Origin of the sequence: Aureispira sp. CCB-E (genome assembly GCF_031326345.1) — a bacterium.
Classification (GTDB): Bacteria; Bacteroidota; Bacteroidia; order Chitinophagales; family Saprospiraceae; genus Aureispira.
On sequence record NZ_CP133671.1, the window covers coordinates 4,354,531 to 4,377,222 of the forward strand.

Sequence of the window (22,692 nt, forward strand, 5' to 3'; positions counted from 1 at the left end):
TCAGAATCAATTATTGCTTAACACCTACTAAATCTTATATCCATTTAGCTACTTATCTCTCTAATTGACCTACCAACAAACAAGTCAAACCCCACATTTTTTCATTTTAACGCTCCACTAAGCCACTCAAAGTCAATGTACGTTCACTTACTACTCTAAATTGACTGTATCACTATAGCTTTAGTGGGCTATTCTCAATCTCTACAATATGCGTTTAATTACTTTATTATGCTTGTTGTTTGTTGGTAGCATACAAGCTCAAATCCCGAATCACAACATTACACCAGTAGGAAATCTACCTTACAGTATCATATTAAATGATATTTGGGGCTATGTAGACTCATCAGGAACAGAATATGCCTTGGTGGGAGACTTAGATGGTCTTTCTATTGTAAGTTTGGCCGACCCTGCCAATCCTGTCGAAATTAGTTATATCAACGCCAACAGTAGTATATGGCGAGACGTAAAAACATATGGCTCTCGCGCCTATGCCGTTACCGAAGGTGGTGGTGGAATTTTAATTGTTGACCTTTCAGATTTGCCCAACAGTGTCAGTCACCATTTTCATACAAATTTTCCTGCCTACTCTGCTCATAATTTGTGGATTGACGAACAAGGTTATCTGTATCTTGCGGGGGATTCTGGTTCTGGTTCTCCAGCTTATTATGACTTAAACCCAGATCCAGACACGCCTACATACATGGGACATGTATTTCCGTTTTACTACTCGCATGATGTATATGTTCGAAATGACACCTTGTGGTCCGCTAATGTCTACGATGGATTTTTTACCGTATTTGATATGAGTAACAAGAGTTCTCCTCAGTTATTAGCAACCCAAAGAACGTCTAGAGATTTTGCGCACAATGTATGGTTATCTGAAGATGGTCAGACACTTTTTACTACCGATGAAAAAGCAGGTGCTTGGATAGATGCTTATGACGTATCGGACTTATCCGATATCAAACGAATCGATCGTTGGCGTACCCCCAATCCAGGAGTTGTCCCCCACAATGTACATGTTCACAACAACTATTTAGTTGTCTCTTATTATACGGACGGTTTAATTATTTTGGATGCTAGCAGACCTAATAACTTGGTTGAAGTCGCTCGCTACGATACCTATCCATTGGTTCCTAATAGTGAGCTGGATGGTGCTTGGGGTGCTTATCCATTTTTGCCTTCTGGTCATATTTTAGTTTCAGATAGACAAACGGGTTTGCATGTTTTAAATCCTAATTATGTTCGAGCTTGTTGGCTAGAAGGAATTGTCACCGATTCGATTACTGGAGCACCATTGCACAATACATCAGTTAGCATTACTGGAAATGTCCCTTCCACCAACTCGGATATTACAGGTGCTTACAAAACAGGGACTGTTGTTCCAGGAACCTATCAAGTGACTTTTAGCAAATTGGGATACATTTCCAAAACAATTACAACAACATTACAAAATGGACAATTAACCCTCGAAAATGTAGAACTAGCTTTGACTCCCAGAGTTACACTTAATCTAAAAGTTGAAGATAAAAAAAGTGGCCATCCTATTCCCAATAGCATTGTAGAAGTTAGAGGATTGAACGTTGATACAATTTATACGGGATTTACCGATGCCAATGGAGATTTTCAACAAGCCTTACTCCAATCAGATTATGAACTATGGGTTGGACATTGGGGACATCAAACTCAGAGAGATTCTTTAAGTATCCATTCTAATACATCAACAACCATACAACTCAATAAAGGTTATAAAGATGAATTTGAACTCGATTTAGGCTGGGCTTTATCAGGAAGCGTTACTAATGGAAATTGGACAAGACAAGAATTGTACAGCGTTCCAGGTCTATTCTTTCCACTTCTTAATGTAGATTCGGATGATTTAGGGAATAAGTGCGTTACAACAGGTCATTATCCATCCGATACTCTTCTTTCTAGTATTGTCTGGATGGACTCTGGAACAACCATTTTCAACTCTCCCCTAATGGACTTGAGCACAGCTACAGATCCTTATCTGAACTTCCAATATTACTTTTACAGTCTATTCCAATCTGCTGGCACACTAGAAGTATATGTCAGTAATGGTATTGATACGGTTCAAGTGATGAATCATTCTAGCAATATTAACCCTGCTACATGGACAGCTTCTCCAGATATTTACTTAAAGAACCATGTCTCGCTGACCAATACGATGGAAGTAATTTTTAAAGCTTACAACTCTACACCAAGCACCAATAGCCTAGTACGAATTTGGGTAGATGATTTTATGGTGGTAGATTCTGCTGGCAATCATATTGCCATACAGCAAGTAGAAATTCCTCAAACAATCGCTTCTACTGCTCCTAACCCTTTTCAAGAAAACGTCGTCTTAACTTACGATCAAGTAAAGCTCCCTGCCGCACTAGAAGTTATTAATTCATTAGGACAGATAATTGAGCAACAAACTATTGAGCAACCCAAAGGACGTCTTTTGCTAGGACAGGCATGGGAAACGGGTATTTATTTCATTCGAATTGGAGACCAAACCTTAAAAGTTGTCAAACATTAAAACTTTCTTAAGAAAATTCTATACACCAAAAAGAATAGAATGGACATCTATAAAGTCAAAAGGCCTTGTGCTTTTTGGCTTTTTTTATTATATTCAATAATCCATACAACGAGCATTAACCATGAAAAGTAAATTCTATTTATTAGTACTGAGTTTCCCACTGCTTATAAGCTTGGGTTCGATCAACTATAATGTACTAACAAAAGATTTAGAAAAAACCTCTTCCTCAAAAACTAGCTCTATTTCACTGGTAAACAAGTGGCAAGTAAATTCCCCTGCTTTTTTTGATATAGAAATTGATAATTATACATTAAATTCTACAAACTTTCACTTTGGATATTTTGTTGAGTTTAATGAGGACAATACCTTTCAAGCTTATTACAGGGCATCTTGTGGCAATGATTGTTTTACTTCAACCAACGGTATTTATACCACCAAAGGCAATTCAGTAGAGATATTTGTATTGTCTGCCCAACAATCTGGTTTCTGTTCTGATCCTAAGCAATTTAGCAACAAAAAAATGGGCACGTTTCAAATCATACAAAACAATAAAGACGAGCTTTTATTAAAACGAATTTAAAAATAGATAAAACACCAATGACCACCACATTAAAAGTACATTTCATTCTCTTTTTTCTTTCTATTTTCATCGCTTGCAATGACCCTAATTATAATGGGGACAATTATATTGCCTTTGACACGATGGACGAACTATCGCATAAAATTATTGAAAGCATTAAGAATAATGACGAACAAAAAATGCTAAAATTACTGGATAATAATGCCTTAATTTTTGATTTATTGACAAATGCCGAAGGCGATGACGCCAACAAGACCAAAGCCTATTTAATGACAGAAGAAGGAAAGCGCAATTTCAGCATCGATCAAATGGCACAAAAACAACGTATCAATGCTTTTTTTAGCACAGGACTTCCCAATCAGATTACAATTAATAAGGCTGCTTTTCAAACCATTGGTCTGGAATTCGTCCACGAACAACCCTATTCAGAAAACTCTCCCGCTATGTTACAAAGTTATCAAATTAGAATTGATAATGGTGACAAACAAGCCTATGGCTATGATATTCAAGTAATCTATTGGAATAACAAATATCATTTAATCGAAGCTGCAGGCTTTTTGAATAAGCTATAGTTCTCCTAGAATCATTCATTTATTAGAAGCATCCAAATTTTCCCAACAAACATAACAAACCAACATATCATGCAAAAAATGTTCAACTGGATACTTATCAGTATTCTATTGTTTTTTGTGCAACAGAATAGCATTGCACAAACCAAAACCAACAACTACACCAAAGAATGGGCAGAAATCAATAAGTTAGAATATGATGGTCTAACTAAGTCTGCCTTAGAAGCTACTCAAAAATTGTACACAAAAATTCAAGGAGATGACCAAAATTCAGCGCAAACTGGACAAAGTATAAAGGCACTTCTTTTTATTAATAAATACCAAGCTCGATTAGAAGAAGATGGTCTAGTCAAAGCTATTTATCGCTTCGAAGAAGAAGCCCTAAAAGCACAATCTCCTATCAAGCCCATTTTGCAATCTATGATTGCAGAATTGTATGATCGTTATTTAAATCAACATCTTTATAAATTTCAAAACCGAACTGCAACAGAAGAATTTGATCCCAAAGACATTAGAACTTGGGATATTGACCGCATTACCCAAAAGTGTTATGAACTGTATCAATCAAGTGTTCAATTTGAAGACACTAAAAATATTTCTATTGATAATTTTGCAGCGATTACCCAACAAGGTGCCAATGTAGAAGGACTTCGACCTACTCTATATGATTTCCTACTTCACAGAGCCTTAGATTTTCATCAATCTGATAAATATTATTTAACTAAACCTGCTTATAAGTTTTATTTAGACTCAGAAGAAGATTTTGCTGGTGCTGCTGAATTTTCTAAACGTAGTTTAACTGCCAAAGATAGTCTTTCTGCTAATTTTCAAGCGCTCATTTTATTTCAAAAAGGCTTGGCTTTCCATTTGGACAACCCTAGAGCTTTAATTGATTTGGACTTAAAACGCCTAGAGTTTGTTAAAAATAAATCCATTCGAAACGACAAAGAGATATTGTATATAGAACGTTTGGAAGCTTTGTTTAAAAAACACAAAGATCAAGCAATTTCTACAGAGATTGCCTATAAAATTGCCATGCATTATCATCGTCAAGGGCAAAAATACCAACCTTCTCCAACCGAGCAATATCGTTGGGATATAAAAAAGGCATATGAAATTTGCGAAAAAGCGGTAAAAGCTTTCCCTTCGTCTTACGGCGCTTCTCATTGCAAGAACTTAATGGCAACGATCAAAAGCAAAAGCATCTCACTAAATGTAGAAAAAGTAAATCCTATCAATCAACCCACTTTAGGCCTGATTACTTACAAAAACCTTTCTAAACTCTATTTTAGAGCTATCCCAATTACCAAGGCACAATACGATGCTTTTAATAGCAAATACGGAAAGGCTAGGGCTACCTATCTAAAAAATCTTTCAGGTGCTTATAAATGGTCTAACGAACTCAAGGATGAAGGGGATTATCAACAACACAGCGTTGAATTTAGTATTCCCAAATTAAGAAACGGACGTTACCTCATTGCTGCCTCTGCCAATGAAGATTTTTCATACTCAGAAAATGGCATTGCTTATAGTCTTTTTCATGTTTCTAACATCAGTTTTAGCACTCGATCAGAAGATGGAAAACAAACATTTTATCTAACAGATAGAGTAACTGGCAAGCCACTTTCTGATGTAAAAGCTGAGTTTTATGTTTCTACCTACAATAGTTTGTTGCGTCGGTACGAAACTGTCAAAGCTGGCAATGCCCAAAGTGATAAAAATGGTTATTTTCAGACCACCAACTTTAAAGCTAAAAATTCATATTATAACAATTCTTTTTTTGTTAAACTTACACACGAAGATGACGAGTTGTTCTTAGACGATTCTTATTATAATTATAATAATAGCGAACCCTATGAACAAGAATTTACAACCTTCTTTTTGGATAGAGCGATTTATAGACCAGGTCAAATTGTCTATTTCAAAGGATTGGTTTTAAAACGTATGACGAATGGAAAAAATCCTAAAATTGTTCCAAACCAAGCCCGTACCATTGTCTTTTATGATGCCAATTATCAAAAAATAGCCGAAGCAAAAGTTACGACCAACGACTATGGCTCTTTTAATGGTTCTTTCACAGCTCCTTCGAGTGGTTTAACAGGGCAGATGCGGATTGAAGACACCCAAAATAATAGCAACAAGTATTTTCGAGTAGAAGAATACAAACGACCTAAATTTGAAGTCATTGCATTGCCCGTAAAAGAATCTTTCAAAATAAATGATTCTGTAAAAGTTCAAGGGCACGCCAAAGCTTATGCTGGTAATAATATTGATGGTGCCAAAGTTCAATATCGTGTTGTAAGAAAGGCTAACTTTCCATACTGGAACTGGCGTTGGGGATGGTATATCCCATTCAATCAAGAGGTTCAAGAAATTGCTTTTGGAGAAACAACTACCAATGAAAAAGGAGAATATGAAATTACCTTTAAGGCTTTAGCCGATCGTTCTATTCCCAAAGATAAAAACCCGCAATTTAACTACACCGTTTATGCTACAGTTACCGATATTACGGGTGAAACGCATACGGTGCAAACAACCGTCAAAGTTGGTTATATTGCTTTAGATATTAGTTTGTCTATTCCTGAAAATGTAGATAGAGAAAATGCCGAAGCATTTATCATTAACAGTAAAAATTTAAATGCCGAATTTGAAGCTGCTAAAGGTTCTATTATCATCGAACAGCTACAAACACCTAAAACTGTTTATAGCAATCGTTTTTGGGCTAAGCCTGATTATTATACTATTTTAACCGCAGAGAAATTCCAAGAGAAATTTCCTCATTATGCTTATAAAAACGAGGACGAGCAACAAAAATGGAACGTTGCCAAAGAAGTTTTAAAAACAGCTTTTGACACAGAAAAATCCAAAGAACTCGACCTTAAAAAGATCCAAAAATGGACGCAAGGTGCTTATAAGGTCACTCTAAAAACCCAAGACAAATACGGAAAAGCAATTGAATTGGTTCGATTCTTTACGCTTTATAGCTCTAAAGAAAAAACAACTCCTGTCAATAATGCCTTATTTGTAGCCCAAACTTCTTTTACGAAAGAACCTGGGGAAACGGTAACATTGGATTTTGGTGCGCATAACAAAGCTGCTTATGTTTTATATGAGGTAGAACATGATAATCAAATTGTAAAAAAAGAATGGATTCAACCCAAAGGAAGAACAAAAGTTGAGATTGCTATAGAAGAAAAACATCGTGGCAATTTACACTTTCACCTAACAAGCACACAAAGCAATCGTTTGTATACTTCGGGAGGAACCATTTATGTTCCTTGGAGCAATAAAGATTTAAAAGTCGAATACGCTACATTCCGTGACAAGTTATATCCTGGGCAAAAAGAAGAATGGAAAATTAAAATCTCAGGTCATAAAGGAGATAAAGTTGCGGCTGAATTTTTAGCAGGTATGTATGATGCCTCTTTAGATGCTTTTGCTCCTAACTCTTGGAACATGACTATTCACCCTACAAGTTATCGCAATATGTCACTTCAAGGAAATCAAAATTTCTACTATGTAGGCTCAAGTTTATTAGGGTCAAACTGGAATGCATACAGTTATGGTCAATCTAGAACCTACAAAACATTTAATTGGAATGGATTTTCTTTTTATGAATGGGACTACGCTAGAGGTGGCCGCTATGATGAGGTATTTGAATCTGAAGATGTTGAAGTTGTGGAAGAAGTGCAATCTGGTGGAATTAGAGAGAAGTCTATGAATCGAGCTCCTGCCCCTCCAACTCCTTCTTCTGCTACCATTGCCGATTTTAGACCTAAAGATTCTAGTGTCAACGAACAACAATTAGCAACGAACAAGCCCCAAGCACCAGAGCAGGCTCCTGAAGAAGATTTTGGAGATATAAACGTTCGTACCAACTTAAATGAAACTGTTTTCTTTTATCCTGATTTAATGACCGATAAAGATGGAAATATCATCATTAAATTCACAATGAACGAAGCCTTAACCAAATGGAAATTCATGCTTTTTGGGTATACCAAGGAGTTGGCTTTTGTCTCTGACACCAAATCTGTCGTCACTCAAAAAGACTTGATGGTTGTTCCCAATGCCCCTCGATTCTTTAGAGAAAATGATGAAATTTACTTTACAGCTAAGGTCAGCAACTTGACTGAAAAAGCCATGAAGGGTAAGGCTCAATTACAACTCTTTGATGCGATTAGCATGCAACCTATTGATGCTGCTTTTGGTAATACTCAAGCTACGCTTTCTTTTGATGCAAAGGCAGGGCAATCTGCTCCTTTGGCTTGGAAACTCAACATTCCTGATGGTTGGAACACACCTGTTACGCATCGAGTCGTTGCTAAAGCGGGTGATTTCTCCGATGGCGAAGAAGCTGCTATTCCTGTGCTGACCAATCGCATGTTGGTCACCGAAACACAACCGCTCCCTGTTCGAGGAAAACAAACTAAAAAATTCACCTTTGATAGAATGGCTCAAGTCAGTCAATCAAAAACGCTCCAACACCATCAACTGACCTTAGAATTCACGCAAAACCCTGCTTGGTATGCCATTCAATCTTTGCCTTATTTGATGGAATATCCTTATGAGTGTACCGAACAAATTTTCTCTCGTTATTATGCCAACAGTTTGGCTTCTGATGTTGCCAATGCGCATCCCAAGGTGAAACGAGTTTTTGATCAATGGAAAAATATTGATACCGATGCTTTAAAAAGTAATTTGGCTAAAAATGAGGAACTTAAATATGCTTTATTAGAAGAAACGCCTTGGGTTTTGGCAGCGCAAAGTGAAGCGACTCAAAAGAAAAATATTGGGGTGCTTTTTGATCTTAATCGTATGGCGAATGAATTGACAAAAGCTAGGGACAAAATGGCGGATCGTCAATTGGCAAACGGTGGCTTTAGTTGGATGCCTGGTGGTCGAGATAGCTGGTACATCACCCAATATATTGTAGAAGGCATGGGACATCTAGATAAGTTGGGGGTTAAGGATATTCAATCTGATCCTAAGATGGCAAAAATGATTCAACGTGCCGTTGACTACATTGATGTGGAGCTAGCTCGACAGTACAAAGAATTGCTCAAATGGGCAAAACGAAGCAAGAATGAAAAAGAGTACTTAGAGCAAGATCATCTAGGACAAATGGTCATTCATTATTTTTATGCTAGAACCTTCTTTTTAGAGCAAAAAATTACCAATAAAACTACTTTAGAAGCCATCCAGTACTACGAAGGGCAAGCTCTAAAATATTGGAGAAATAAGTCCATGTACATGCAAGGACTGTTAGCCTTAGGTTTCCACAGAAAAGGAACCGACTTAGAAACGCCTCAAAAAATTGTTGCAGCTGCCAAAGAAAATGCCTTGAATAGCGATGAAATGGGCATGTATTGGAAGTATCCATCGGGTTACTTTTGGTATCAACTACCCATCGAAACCCATGCCTTGATGATTGAGGTCTTTGATGTTGTGGCTAAAGATGCTAAGGCAGTAGAAGATTTGAAAGTTTGGTTGCTAAAAGCCAAGCAGACAACTCATTGGAAAACGACCAAAGCTACTGCCGCCGCTTGTTATGCGTTGCTCATGTCCGGTGACAATTGGTTGATGGACGACCAAGAAATTGAAATTACTTTGGGCAACAAAAAATTGGATCAATCTCAAATCAAGAAAGAAGCAGGAACGGGGTATTTTAAAACTTCTTGGAAAGCAGATGAGATTACCAACGATATGGCAAACATCAAGGTCAAAAATCCAAACAATGTCGTGGCTTGGGGAGCTTTGTACTGGCAATACTTCGAGAATTTAGACAAGATTACGCATTTCAAAGAAACACCTTTGAAGTTGAATAAGAAACTGTTCAAACAAATTAACACCGATCGAGGTCCTGTCTTAAAACCTATTGATAGCCAAACCTTAGAACCTGGAGACTTGATTAAAGTTCGCATTGAATTGATGGTTGATCGAGATATGGAATATGTTCACATGAAGGATATGAGAGCAGCCGGTTTAGAACCAACCAATGTCTTGAGTCAGTATAAATACCAAGGAGGTTTGGGCTATTACGAAAGTACTAGAGATGCTTCGACCAACTTCTTCTTTAGTTATTTATCTAAAGGTACTTATGTCTTTGAATATCCTTTGCGAGTCAATCACAAAGGTGATTTCTCCAATGGAATCACCACCATTCAATGTATGTATGCCCCTGAATTTACGGCTCACTCTGAGGGCGTTCGAGTCTCTGTTGAGTAAAAGTAAGGCTATTTCTATTAGGCAATTTGGAATATCGTTTTCAAATTGCCTAATCAATTAAAATATCAAAATCACACGACCCAATACCTAAACTTAAAAATAAACATTATGCAAAAAAATAAATATTGGGGAATTATCTGTGCCTTTATAACGGTTGCATTATCTATCAACCTATTTGCACAAAAACCAAATAAGACAACAATGAATAATTATCCCAAAGCTTGGGAAGCCATCAACAAATTAGAGTATGATGGTTTGACCAAGTCTGCACTAGAAGAAACTCAAAAGCTCTATACTCAAATTAAAAAAGACGCTGAAAATCCTGCCCAAACGGCGCAGTTAATCAAAGCCCTTTTATTTATTAATAAATATCAGGCACGCTTAGAAGAAGATGGTTTGATCAAAGCCATTTATCGTTTTCAAGAAGAAGCAAAAACAGCCACAGCTCCAATCAAGCCTATTTTGTTATCGATGGTAGCTGAAATGTACGACCGTTATCTCAACCAACATTTGTACAAGTTTCAAAACCGAACCAAAACAGCAGATTTTAAACAAGAAGATATTCGGACTTGGGATGTTGCTAGGATTACAGAAAAATGCTTTGAATTGTACCACCAAAGCATCACTTATGATGAGACCAAAACGTTGGCTATAAAAGATTTTGAAGCCATCACCTACAGTTCTTTTAATGTAGAGGGACTACGCCCAACGCTCTATGATTTTCTTGTTCATCGCGCCCTTGATTTTTTTGAGTCTGAGAAATACTATTTAACGAAACCTGCCTTTAAGTTTTATTTGGATTCTAAAGTACATTTTGCCGATGGGTCAAGTTTTATTAATACAACACTAAAAGCTAAAGATAGCCTTGCCTCGGAATTTCAAACCTTGCGTTTGTATCAAGAAGCATTAGCCTTTCATGTTGATGACAAAGACCCCAAAGCTTATATTGATTTAGAACTTAGACGATTGCGTTATGTTTTAAACAAATCTATTTTAAATGATAAAAACTTACTTTATTTAGATCGTTTAGAAGCACTTCATCAACAGTACAAAAAACAAGAAGTTGCCGCTGAAATTGCTTTTCAAATTGCTACTTATTATTATAATCAAGGACAAAAATACCAACCTTCTCCAACCGAGCAATATCGTTGGGATATCAAAAAAGCATACGAAATTTGCCAAAAAGCAATAGAGCAATACCCCAAGTCTTACGGTGCTTCTCACTGCGAAGCTCTAATCAGCAGTATTCAGCAGAAGAATATGTCTCTGGATGTAGAAAAGATTAATGCGATTGATGCCCCTATCTTAGCTCTGTTAAGTTACAAAAATCTACAAAAAGTATACTTTAGAGCCATTCCGATTACAAAAGCTCAACACACTACTTTGAATGAAAAGTATGGCGAAAAACGCGCTGCATATTTGCGCAAATTATCCAGCACTTACCAATGGTCTTTGGAGATTAAAGATGAGGGGGATTATCAAAATCACACCATTGAGTTTGAAATTCCCAAACTACCTAATGGTCGTTATATTATTGCAGTCTCTGCGGATGAAGATTTTTCCTACAAAGAAAATGGCATTGCCTATAGTTCTTTCTTTGTATCTAATATGAGTCTTGTAGCGCGTCAAAATGACGGAAATTATAGTTTTTATGTAACGAATAGAACAACAGGTATGCCTTTAGAAGGCGTTCGTGCAGAATTTTATGTATCCAAATACAATAGCCTTTTAAGACGTTACGAAACCATTCGTGCACACACGACTGATAGTGATAAAAATGGTTTAATTAATAGTCAAGGATTACAAACTAAAAATGGTTATTACCAAAGTTCTTATTTCATTAAATTATCCCAAAAAGAGGATGTTTTATTTCTCGACGACTCTTACTACAACCATGATCCTAATGCTCCTTATCAAAAACAGACAACACATTTCTTTTTGGATAGAGCAATTTATCGCCCAGGACAATTGGTCTACTTCAAGGGCTTGGTCTTGAGTCATATGACAGATGGCAAAGATCAAAAAATTGTCCCCAATCAACAACGAATCATTACCTTTTACGATGCCAACCGACAAAAAGTAGCCGATGTAACGGTAACCACCAATGAATATGGTTCTTTTAGTGGCTCATTCACTGCTCCTAAAGGTGGCTTGTTGGGTCAAATGTACTTGGAAGATAGTCATAGCCACAGTACAAAGTATTTTAGAGTTGAAGAATACAAGCGCCCTAAGTTTGAAGTCGTTGCTCTGCCCATCAAGGAGTCCTACAAAATTGGCGATACGGTTCATGTTCAAGGGCACGCCAAAGCCTATGCAGGTAATAATATTGATGGTGCCAAAGTGCAATATCGTGTGGTTCGCCAAGCTCGTTTTCCTTATTGGAATTGGCGTTGGGGTTGGTACATTCCGTTTAATAGAGAACAACAAGAGATCACTTTTGGAGAAACAACAACCAATGAAAAAGGAGAATATGAAATTGCTTTTGAAGCAATAGCAGATCGCTCTATTCCAAAAGATAAAAATCCTGAATTTCAATATACCGTACATGCTACTGTAACCGACATTACAGGAGAGACACATACGACACAATCTACCGTTCGAGTAGGTTATATTGCTTTGGATGTTAGTTTGTCTATCCCCGAAAATGTCAACAGAGAAAACACGTCTTCTTTTGGCATTAACACACAAAACCTTAACTATCAATTTGAAGCAGCACAAGGAGAAATTGTCATTGAACAATTGAAAACACCCAATATTATTTACAAGAATCGTTTGTGGTCTAAACCTGACTATGAAAACATGGACAAAGAAAGCTTTAAGAAAAAGTTTCCTTTGTATGCTTTCAAAAATGAGGACGAGCCCAACAACTGGTCGGTCTCTAAAGAAGTTTTAAGGACTTCTTTTGATACGAAACAATCAAAAAAATTAGAGCTAAAAAACGTCAACAATTGGAAACAAGGACGTTATAGAGTTACGCTTAAAACTAAAGATAAATACGGTGCTCCGATTGAGATTCGAAAGTTTTTTACATTGTATAGCAATAAAGCTAAAAAAACACCGCTCAACAATGCTTTGTTTCTCGCTCAAAGTTCTTTTACTGCTGAACCAGACACTAGTATCAATATAGATTTTGGCACTTACGAAAAGGCTGCTTATGTATTGTATGAGATAGAACATGATCATCAAATTATACATCGAGAATGGATTCAACCCAAAGGAAGAATCATTCGTAGTCTTTCAATAGAAGAAAAACATCGTGGCAACCTACATTTTCATCTAACAAGCATTCAAGATGGTCGTTTTTACAGCTCTGGAGGAACGATTTATGTTCCTTGGAGCAACAAAGATTTAAAAGTTGAATACGCTACATTCCGTGACAAACTATATCCTGGTCAAAAAGAAGAATGGAAGATTAAAATTTCTGGTCATAAAGGAGATAAAGTTGCCGCCGAATTTCTAGCGAGTATGTATGATGCCTCCTTAGATGCTTTTAGTGCTAATTCTTGGTACTTCAATATTCATCCTAGTTCCTACAGGAGTTTAAGTTTACAAGGTTATAATTCGTTTACTATGGTGGGTTCTGCCTTGCTACAACATGACTGGAATACCTACAAATCGGGTGCATCTAGAACCTACCCTACACTGGATTGGAATGGTTTTTCTTTCTATGAATATGATTATTCTCGTGGCAATCGGGTTTATAAAAGTGCCAGTCCTAAAGGACGCATGAGATCCAAAAAAGAAGGTTCAAAATTGGGCGCTCCTATCATGGACAGTTCTGTAGAAATGGAAGAAGTCGAAGCAGATGGTTTTATGAATGCAGAACAAGATAAAACAGTCGTTTCTAACGACCAAATTACAGCTAAGCCTGAAGCACCAGAGCAGGCTCCTGAAGAAGATTTTGGAAATATAAACGTTCGTACCAACTTAAATGAAACTGTTTTCTTTTATCCTGATTTAATGACCGATAAAGATGGAAATATCATCATTAAATTCACGATGAACGAAGCCTTAACCAAATGGAAATTCATGCTTTTTGGGCATACCAAGGAGTTGGCTTTTGTCTCTGACACCAAATCTGTCGTCACTCAAAAAGACTTGATGGTTGTTCCCAATGCCCCTCGATTCTTTAGAGAAAATGATGAAATTTACTTTACAGCTAAGGTCAGCAACTTGACTGAAAAAGCCATGAAGGGTAAGGCTCAATTACAACTCTTTGATGCGATTAGCATGCAACCTATTGATGCTGCTTTTGGTAATACTCAAGCTACGCTTTCTTTTGATGCAAAGGCAGGGCAATCTGCTCCTTTGGCTTGGAAACTCAACATTCCTGATGGTTGGAACACACCTGTTACGCATCGAGTCGTTGCTAAAGCGGGTGATTTCTCCGATGGCGAAGAAGCTGCTATTCCTGTGCTGACCAATCGCATGTTGGTCACCGAAACACAACCGCTCCCTGTTCGAGGAAAACAAACTAAAAAATTCACCTTTGATAGAATGGCTCAAGTCAGTCAATCAAAAACGCTCCAACACCATCAACTGACCTTAGAATTCACGCAAAACCCTGCTTGGTATGCCATTCAATCTTTGCCTTATTTGATGGAATATCCTTATGAGTGTACCGAACAAATTTTCTCTCGTTATTATGCCAACAGTTTGGCTTCTGATGTTGCCAATGCGCATCCCAAGGTGAAACGAGTTTTTGATCAATGGAAAAATATTGATACCGATGCTTTAAAAAGTAATTTGGCTAAAAATGAGGAACTTAAATATGCTTTATTAGAAGAAACGCCTTGGGTTTTGGCAGCGCAAAGTGAAGCGACTCAAAAGAAAAATATTGGGGTGCTTTTTGATCTTAATCGTATGGCGAATGAATTGACAAAAGCTAGGGACAAAATGGCGGATCGTCAATTGGCAAACGGTGGCTTTAGTTGGATGCCTGGTGGTCGAGATAGCTGGTACATCACCCAATATATTGTAGAAGGCATGGGACATCTAGATAAGTTGGGGGTTAAGGATATTCAATCTGATCCTAAGATGGCAAAAATGATTCAACGTGCCGTTGACTACATTGATGTGGAGCTAGCTCGACAGTACAAAGAATTGCTCAAATGGGCAAAACGAAGCAAGAATGAAAAAGAGTACTTAGAGCAAGATCATCTAGGACAAATGGTCATTCATTATTTTTATGCTAGAACCTTCTTTTTAGAGCAAAAAATTACCAATAAAACTACTTTAGAAGCCATCCAGTACTACGAAGGGCAAGCTCTAAAATATTGGAGAAATAAGTCCATGTATATGCAAGGACTGTTAGCCTTAGGTTTCCACAGAAAAGGAACCGACTTAGAAACGCCTCAAAAGATTGTTGCAGCTGCCAAAGAAAATGCCTTGAATAGCGATGAAATGGGCATGTATTGGAAGTATCCATCGGGTTACTTTTGGTATCAACTGCCCATCGAAACCCATGCCTTGATGATTGAGGTCTTTGATGTTGTAGCTAAAGATGCTAAGGCGGTAGAAGATTTGAAAGTTTGGTTGCTAAAAGCCAAGCAGACAACTCATTGGAAAACGACCAAAGCTACTGCCGCCGCTTGTTATGCGTTGCTCATGTCGGGTGATAATTGGTTGATGGACGACCAAGAAATTGAAATTACTTTGGGCAACAAAAAATTGGATCAATCTCAAATCAAGAAAGAAGCAGGAACGGGGTATTTTAAAACTTCTTGGAAAGCAGATGAAATTACCAACGATATGGCAAACATCAAGGTCAAAAATCCAAACAATGTCGTGGCTTGGGGAGCTTTGTACTGGCAATACTTCGAGAATTTAGACAAGATTACGCATTTCAAAGAAACACCTTTGAAGTTGAATAAGAAACTGTTCAAACAAATTAACACCGATCGAGGTCCTGTCTTAAAACCTATTGATAGCCAAACCTTAGAACCTGGAGACTTGATTAAAGTTCGCATTGAATTGATGGTTGATCGAGATATGGAATATGTTCACATGAAGGATATGAGAGCAGCCGGTTTAGAACCAACCAATGTCTTGAGTCAGTATAAATACCAAGGAGGTTTGGGCTATTACGAAAGTACTAGAGATGCTTCGACCAACTTCTTCTTTAGTTATTTATCTAAAGGTACTTATGTCTTTGAATATCCTTTGCGAGTCAATCACAAAGGTAATTTCTCCAATGGAATTACCACCATTCAATGTATGTATGCCCCTGAATTTACGGCTCACTCTGAGGGCGTTCGAGTCTCTGTTGAGTAAAAGTAAACTAACAACAATAAGATCAATTAGAAGCACTGGAGAAACACTTTCCAGTGCTTCAATATTATTATAAATAGCATCCTAAACTTTTACCTATGAAACCTTTAATCGTTACGTTATTTTTGCTATCCTTTCTAAACGCCTCTTTTGCACAAACCAACTCTTACACTCAGCAATGGGCTAAGATTGATTCTTTGGAACATTATAGAGATTTAAAACCTGCTATTCCTTTATTAAATCAATTAATGGAACAATCTCGACACGATACAATTGATTTAAGTGCTAGAGCTCATTATGTAAAAGCATTTTTGTTCAGAAGTAAATATGAAGTAGAACTAGAGTTAGGACTCCAAGATAGTAGCCATAGAAAGCACCTTTGTTATTTAACGGTAATTGATGCTTTAAAACCTAAATTACTCGCCCAAATAGACCAAAGCAAAGACTCTATTGTTAATGCCTTACTTTATGCTCATCTAGCAGATTTATTGATCAAGTATCAACGTGATTTTTATGTTTGTAATAATATCCGCCCTAAAGTTAGAAGGGTTATTTGGAATGCAACAGGCAACTATACCCTAGATTCTGATCCTGATCCTGTGCAAGATTCTATTGATAATATGCTGCGTCTTTATCAAGAAGAAACCAGCCGTTACCTATTGTCCGCTATAGCATCAACAGCACCCAAAAATGTTTGGGCACATGATTATGTAGTTTTGCTAGGGCTTGACACCATAACCAATACGCTTCCCAACTACTCGCTCTATGATTTACTGGTTGATAATGCGATTGATTACCTTACCCATCAATCGACATATACAACCTATAAAAAGACAAAAAAACACTATCCTTTTCGTGACTCTCTAGCATTCGTTCGTGTAGAAGATTTTGTTCAGTTTGATTTTACGGTTGCTGATGAGCATGCTAAAAGAATTCAAATCTATAAATTATACCAAGTGCTTCTACGCCATTATTTGAAGCACAACCAACGCAATCTACTTGCCAAATTTGACTTGGAGCGAATGGTCTTTGGATTAAATTATAATTATGAAGGAATAAAAAAACACAACAGCTATTACCTAACTCGCTTGCTAGAAATGGAACAAACATACGCAGATGTTCCTATGGGTACCATGATTAGTTATGAAGTTGCCAAAGACTTATTTAATCCTTATGGTTATCATTACCCTCAATTTAGAAACAGTATTTATAATAATCGCTGGAATATAAAAAAGGCGCACGATATCTGTCAAGCAGCCATTCAGCGCTTTCCTAACTCCGTTGGAGCAAAAAATTGCCAAGCACTGTTGAATCAGATTCTACAAAAAGAATTAAGTCTGTCCATAGAGGCAGTGACTCCAACTCAACAAAATATTTTAGTTAAAGTTACGAGCAAAAATATTGACAAAGTCTATTGCAAATTATTGCCTTTACCTGACCATTATTACAAGGAAAAAGCCCAGTTAGATTTATTAGCAAAACCAACAACCCGCGATTCCATTTGGAGTGCCTATATTGCTAAAATAGCATCTCATTATAGTCATACTTGGGAAGAGCAAATTCCGTTGTCAAATGATTTCAAAAACCATTCTATTGAAATAAAGGTTCCTGCTCAAAAAGCTGGTGCTTATCTACTTATTATGTCTCACAAAGCTGATTTTTCTTATCAAAAAAATGGATTGGTTTATGCTTATTTCCAAGTTTCTGATTTGGCATTTATCGCTAGAGCACGCCCTCAAAAAGGACAGTCTATTAATGAGTTTTTTATTGTTAATCGAAAAAATGGCGCGCCTATTGAGCAAGCAAAAGTTCAGTTTTTAGATAAAGATTGGAAAAAAATTGACACCCAATACAGCAACAACCAAGGGCATCTAACGACTCATTTAAACCGTACAAAACCTTACTCCATTCGAATTAAAAAAGGCAAAGACCAATTGTGGCTAGACGATCATCAGCTAAGATACAATGACTACAGTCGCCTAAAAAAAGGTAAAAAAACCTACCTCTTTACAGACAAACCTATTTATCGACCGGGACAAAACATTCAATACAAAGGCATTCTTACTCAGTTTAACACCGATGGCACTAGTGATATTCTACCCCGCCAAAAAACAACCATCCATTTCTATGATGCTAATCAACAAAAAATAGCCAGTCAAATCATTACCACCAATGAATATGGCGCTTATAGCGGTCAATTTAGAATACCGAATAGTATTTTATTGGGGGAAATGCATCTGCAGGACTCTTTGAGCAGGAATAAGGTTTATTTCGATGTTGAAGAATACAAAAAACCAACACTGCAAACAAAAGTTGAGAGCTTTGTTGTACTTGGTGAATATAGGGATACTTTGGTTGTAGTCGGAACAGCTAAAACTTTTTCTGGAATGCCTTTGATGGATGCAAAAATTCAGTATTCTATTCTAAAAGAATATCAAGATACGTTAAAAGTAGCTACTGCTTTGATTGATGCTAAGGGCAACTTTTATGTTCGATTGCTAATTGACAAGGAGAAAGATTCCTTGATCTATCAAAGTGATTATTCGTTTCATGGGACAATCGTAGATTTAACTGGCGAAACCATTGAATGTTCCACGCACACTTCACAAAAAAATCTCAACTATTTCCTTTCAACTTCAAATGATTCTTCTATAGATGTTGTTTTTGCCCATGAATCCAATATTGTTCGTCATTCGACTTCAACTATAGCCAACTACAAAGCCACTAAACAACAAGGTTCTTCTACTTCTAAGCAGCCTGTTTCAATTCAAACTTATTTAATTATAGAGCAATTAAGTACTCCCAAGCATCCTTATATCAATAGGCTGTGGAGTATCCCTGATACAACGATCACTACTGTCGCAGCATTTGAGAAAGATTTCCCTCTCTACGAAGCTTATGACAACCAACGCCACAAAGCCAATTGGGTCGTATTGGATACTATTTATAAAGACCAAGTCCATGCGGCATCCAAAGAATGGCAACTGAATACCTTAAATTGGGCGAAGGGCTTTTATCGCATTCGCTTTATTTATCAAGACAGCAGCCTTGTCTTAGCTCAAGAAGAGATTCGTTATTTTAACCTACAAGATACCTTCCCTTCTCCTACTTACAATGTTGCTTTATTGCATTATAATAAAGATAGTTTTTTGACTGGAGAACCCCAAGATATCGTTCTACTGGAGGTTGGTTCTTACTTTGACGATGCCCATATTCTGCTAGAACTAGAGAACTATGAAAAAGTACACGAATACCGTTGGTTACAACCTCAAGCCTATCAAAAAGTTCCTATTGTACTTAATGAGAAACATCGAGGTAATTTGCACTACCGATTGCTGTCTATTTATAATAATCGTTTTCATGATTTTGAAAATTACATTCAGGTACCTTGGAGCAATAAAGATTTAACCATAGAATATTTGTCCTTTAGAGACAATTTACTACCTGGCCAAGAAGAAGAATGGACTATAAAAATAACTAGCCCTAATGGAGAGGCGGTTGCCAGTGAAATACTAGCTTCTATGTACGATAGTTCCTTAGATTATCTAACAAGCCATTCTTGGCATTTCGATGTGTATCAAAATTCTTATTACAGAAGTTTAGAGGATTGGTCTAGCAAAGATAATATCAAACAAAGAACATTTAAGGTATCTCAATCGCCCAACTGGCAGCTTCCTACGCTCAAATCCTACGCCATTGTTGATCCCAATATCAATGCAACTGCTTCTTTTCTAAAATTCAATCAATTTTGGTATGCTCATCCTCCAACGCCGAAGGACGCAGATGGTGATGGCATTCCGAATGAACAAGATTTAGAGCCTAATTCTTTGCCTTATTATCCTGTTGATGCCCATGGTCGAAATATTATTATTCCTGTTTTGGAATTGGCGGAAAAGGAAATCGCTACTATGGAGCGACAGGAAAGTTATATACTCGTAGATGGTATTCCATGCCTAAGCGTTGTCAATGATATGGATTTTAACCTTTACGATTATGGAGGAATTCCCGTCGAGTATGGTGATCCCAATGATGCTATATTGCTCTCTCCTAGCAATAATGTAGGAGGTGCAACTCGAAACAGTTTGTCTGCTAACTTCAACAACGTCAAAATACGCTCCGACTTAAAAGAATCTGTTTTCTTCTACCCGCATCTAAATACAGATAGTACAGGTAGTATTAGCATTAAATTTAAGATGAGTGAGGCGCTTTCAAGCTGGAAATTCAGGCTCTTGGCGCATACAAAAGACTTAAAAACTACCCTTAGTCACAAAGAACTGGTCACAAAAAAAAAGTTAATGGTCATGCCTAACACGCCCCGTTTTCTGCGTCAAGGGGATATGGTTGACATCAGCACCAAAGTTGCTAATCTAAGCCAAGAGCCACTAGCAGGAAAAGTGACGTTACAGCTTTTTGATGCGCTGACCAATGCTCCTATTGATGTCCAGTTTGAGCATATCAATACCATTCAATCATTTGATTTAAAACAAGAAGCTGTTACCAAAGTTCACTGGACCTTAAAAGTTCCGCAGGACTGGACTAACCCTGTTTTGTATAAGATAATTGCAAAGGCTGATAATTTTTCAGATGGCGAACAAAATCAGTTGCCTGTTATTAGTAATAAAACCTTGGTTTTGGAAAGTTTGCCGATTTTGGCGCATGGACAGCAAAAACAAAACGTTGTCTTTAAAGGTTTGAAGCACAACGCTTCTACTACCTTACAACAACACCGATTTACTTTAGAGATGAGCACAAACCCTGCTTGGGAAGCTCTTTTATCATTACCTTATTTGATAGAATATCCTTATGAGTGTTCAGAACAATTGTTTTCAAGGTTTTATGCGAATAGTTTGGCTACGAAAATTATTACTGAAAACCCTAAACTCGAAAAACTATTTGAAACTTGGGCAGCAAAAGATGTTCCTAGTTCTAGTTTGGATAAATTGCTGAATAATCCCACTTTGAAATCGATTTTACTAGAAGAAACGCCTTGGGTGCTCCAATCGAATTCAAGTGCTGAGCGACAAAAACACTTGGGGCAGCTGTTAAAACTAAGTCGTATGGCTAAAGAATTTCAAAAAGTCCGCCACCAATTGCTAGAACGTCAATCGGAAGATGGTGGTTTTTCTTGGTTTAAGGGAGGGCATTCCAGTCCATTTATAACACAGTATATTCTTAGTGGGTTGGCAAAATTAGAACAATTGGGTGCTAATGCATGGTCTAAAAACAAAGCGATTCAACAAATGCTGAAAAAAGCATTGGATTATACAGACCAACAAATCATCCAACAGTACCAGCAGTTAGCACATTATTATCAAAACAACAAACAAGTTAAACCAGATTCTGATGCCATGCGCTTGGAAGATAATCTGAGTCCTTCTGCCATTCAATATTTATATACAAAAAGTTTCTTTTGGGATGCTACAAGTATTCAAAAAGACTCTGCTTTGGCTCAAAGCATTCAGTACTATTTGGAACAAGCTAAGTTGCATTGGCGCAATAAATCTATTTATCAACAAGGCTTACTGGCTTTGGCTGCTCATCGCATCCGTCCTCAAAGTAAATATGCGCAAATGATTGCCGACAGCTTAAAAAATCAAGCTATTATAGATTCAACACAAGGGATGTATTGGACGCAACCATGGGGATTTTATTCGCATCAATTGCCAATAGAAACGCAAGCCATTATGATTGAGCTATTTGAAGAAGTAGCCAAAGACGATGCTGCTGTCTACTTACTAAAGCTTTGGTTATTGCGCCAGAAAAAAGGAACTGCTTGGGCTAGTACAAAAGCGACTACTACCGCTTGTTACGCTTTGCTGATGTCTGGCAACAATTGGTTAGACCATTCAATTGGTTTGGACATTCAAATTGGAAAAGAATCCTTTTCGTCCACAACTATGGATCAAGAATTAGGAACAGGTTATTTTCAAAAAACTTGGCCTTCTGACTCGATCAACAAAGACATGGCAATCATAAGCATTACCAATAAAAATAATACGCCTGCTTTGGGTGCTGCTTATTGGCAATACTTTGAGCAATTTGAAAACATCCACACTTTTCAAGAAACACCTCTAAAGATAAAAAAAGAGCTGTTCTTGCAAACGCCAAGTACAACAGGTGTTGTTCACACACCAATTCAAACAACAGACATAAAACCAGGAGATTTGATTTTGGTAAAAATTGAGTTGGAAGTAGGGCAAACGATGGAATATTTACACCTAAAAGATATGCGTGCAGCCGGTTTTGAACCGACCAATGTTCTCAGTCGTTATCATTATCAGAATGGCATAGGCTATTATCAAATGACCAAAGATGCCTCTAGCAATTTCTTTTTTAGAGAGTTAAAGAAAGGAGCATATACTTTTGAATATACCCTTCGTGCCGTCCACAAGGGGCAATTTTCTAATGGGATTACAACAATTCAATCTATGTATGCGCCAGAGTTTACGGCACATTCTGAAGCGATAGATGTGATTATAAAGTAGTGCTTACAATATTACTAT

The 22,692-nt window shown here is 37.2% G+C and carries 6 protein-coding genes; all 6 read left to right on the top strand.

The genetic code is table 11. The features are described from left to right. Positions 1–208: 208 nt before the first annotated feature. The 6 genes from QP953_RS17040 (at position 209) to QP953_RS17065 (ending at position 22,674) form a co-directional block, all read left to right on the top strand. A complete protein-coding gene (locus tag QP953_RS17040) occupies positions 209–2,545 on the top strand; it encodes a choice-of-anchor B family protein (protein ID WP_309552008.1) in 2,337 nt (778 codons plus the stop codon). A gap of 121 nt (positions 2,546–2,666) precedes the next feature. Further along, positions 2,667–3,125: a hypothetical protein gene (locus QP953_RS17045; protein WP_309552010.1), complete on the top strand. Its 459-nt coding sequence runs from the start codon at positions 2,667–2,669 to the stop codon at positions 3,123–3,125. 17 nt (positions 3,126–3,142) lie between these two features. Next, positions 3,143–3,697 carry a hypothetical protein gene (locus tag QP953_RS17050; RefSeq protein WP_309552012.1) on the top strand — a complete coding sequence of 185 codons (555 nt, stop codon included), beginning with the start codon at positions 3,143–3,145 and terminating at the stop codon, positions 3,695–3,697. Between the two features lie 69 nt (positions 3,698–3,766). Further along, complete coding sequence (locus tag QP953_RS17055; RefSeq protein ID WP_309552014.1) at positions 3,767–9,919, top strand: alpha-2-macroglobulin family protein; 6,153 nt, start codon at positions 3,767–3,769, stop codon at positions 9,917–9,919. A 108-nt stretch (positions 9,920–10,027) separates the two neighbouring features. Next, positions 10,028–16,192: an alpha-2-macroglobulin family protein gene (locus QP953_RS17060; RefSeq protein ID WP_309552015.1), complete on the top strand. Its 6,165-nt coding sequence runs from the start codon at positions 10,028–10,030 to the stop codon at positions 16,190–16,192. A 95-nt stretch (positions 16,193–16,287) separates the two neighbouring features. Continuing rightward, complete coding sequence (locus QP953_RS17065; protein WP_309552017.1) at positions 16,288–22,674, top strand: alpha-2-macroglobulin family protein; 6,387 nt, start codon at positions 16,288–16,290, stop codon at positions 22,672–22,674. Positions 22,675–22,692 lie beyond the last annotated feature (18 nt).

What these genes read in the sequence shown, in the direction of transcription:
- QP953_RS17040 (WP_309552008.1), top strand. Translation starts at nt 209, where the DNA reads ATGCGTTTAATTACTTTATTATGCTTGTTGTTTGTTGGTAGCATACAA.
- QP953_RS17045 (WP_309552010.1), top strand. Translation starts at nt 2,667, where the DNA reads ATGAAAAGTAAATTCTATTTATTAGTACTGAGTTTCCCACTGCTTATA.
- QP953_RS17050 (WP_309552012.1), top strand. Translation starts at nt 3,143, where the DNA reads ATGACCACCACATTAAAAGTACATTTCATTCTCTTTTTTCTTTCTATT.
- QP953_RS17055 (WP_309552014.1), top strand. Translation starts at nt 3,767, where the DNA reads ATGCAAAAAATGTTCAACTGGATACTTATCAGTATTCTATTGTTTTTT.
- QP953_RS17060 (WP_309552015.1), top strand. Translation starts at nt 10,028, where the DNA reads ATGCAAAAAAATAAATATTGGGGAATTATCTGTGCCTTTATAACGGTT.
- QP953_RS17065 (WP_309552017.1), top strand. Translation starts at nt 16,288, where the DNA reads ATGAAACCTTTAATCGTTACGTTATTTTTGCTATCCTTTCTAAACGCC.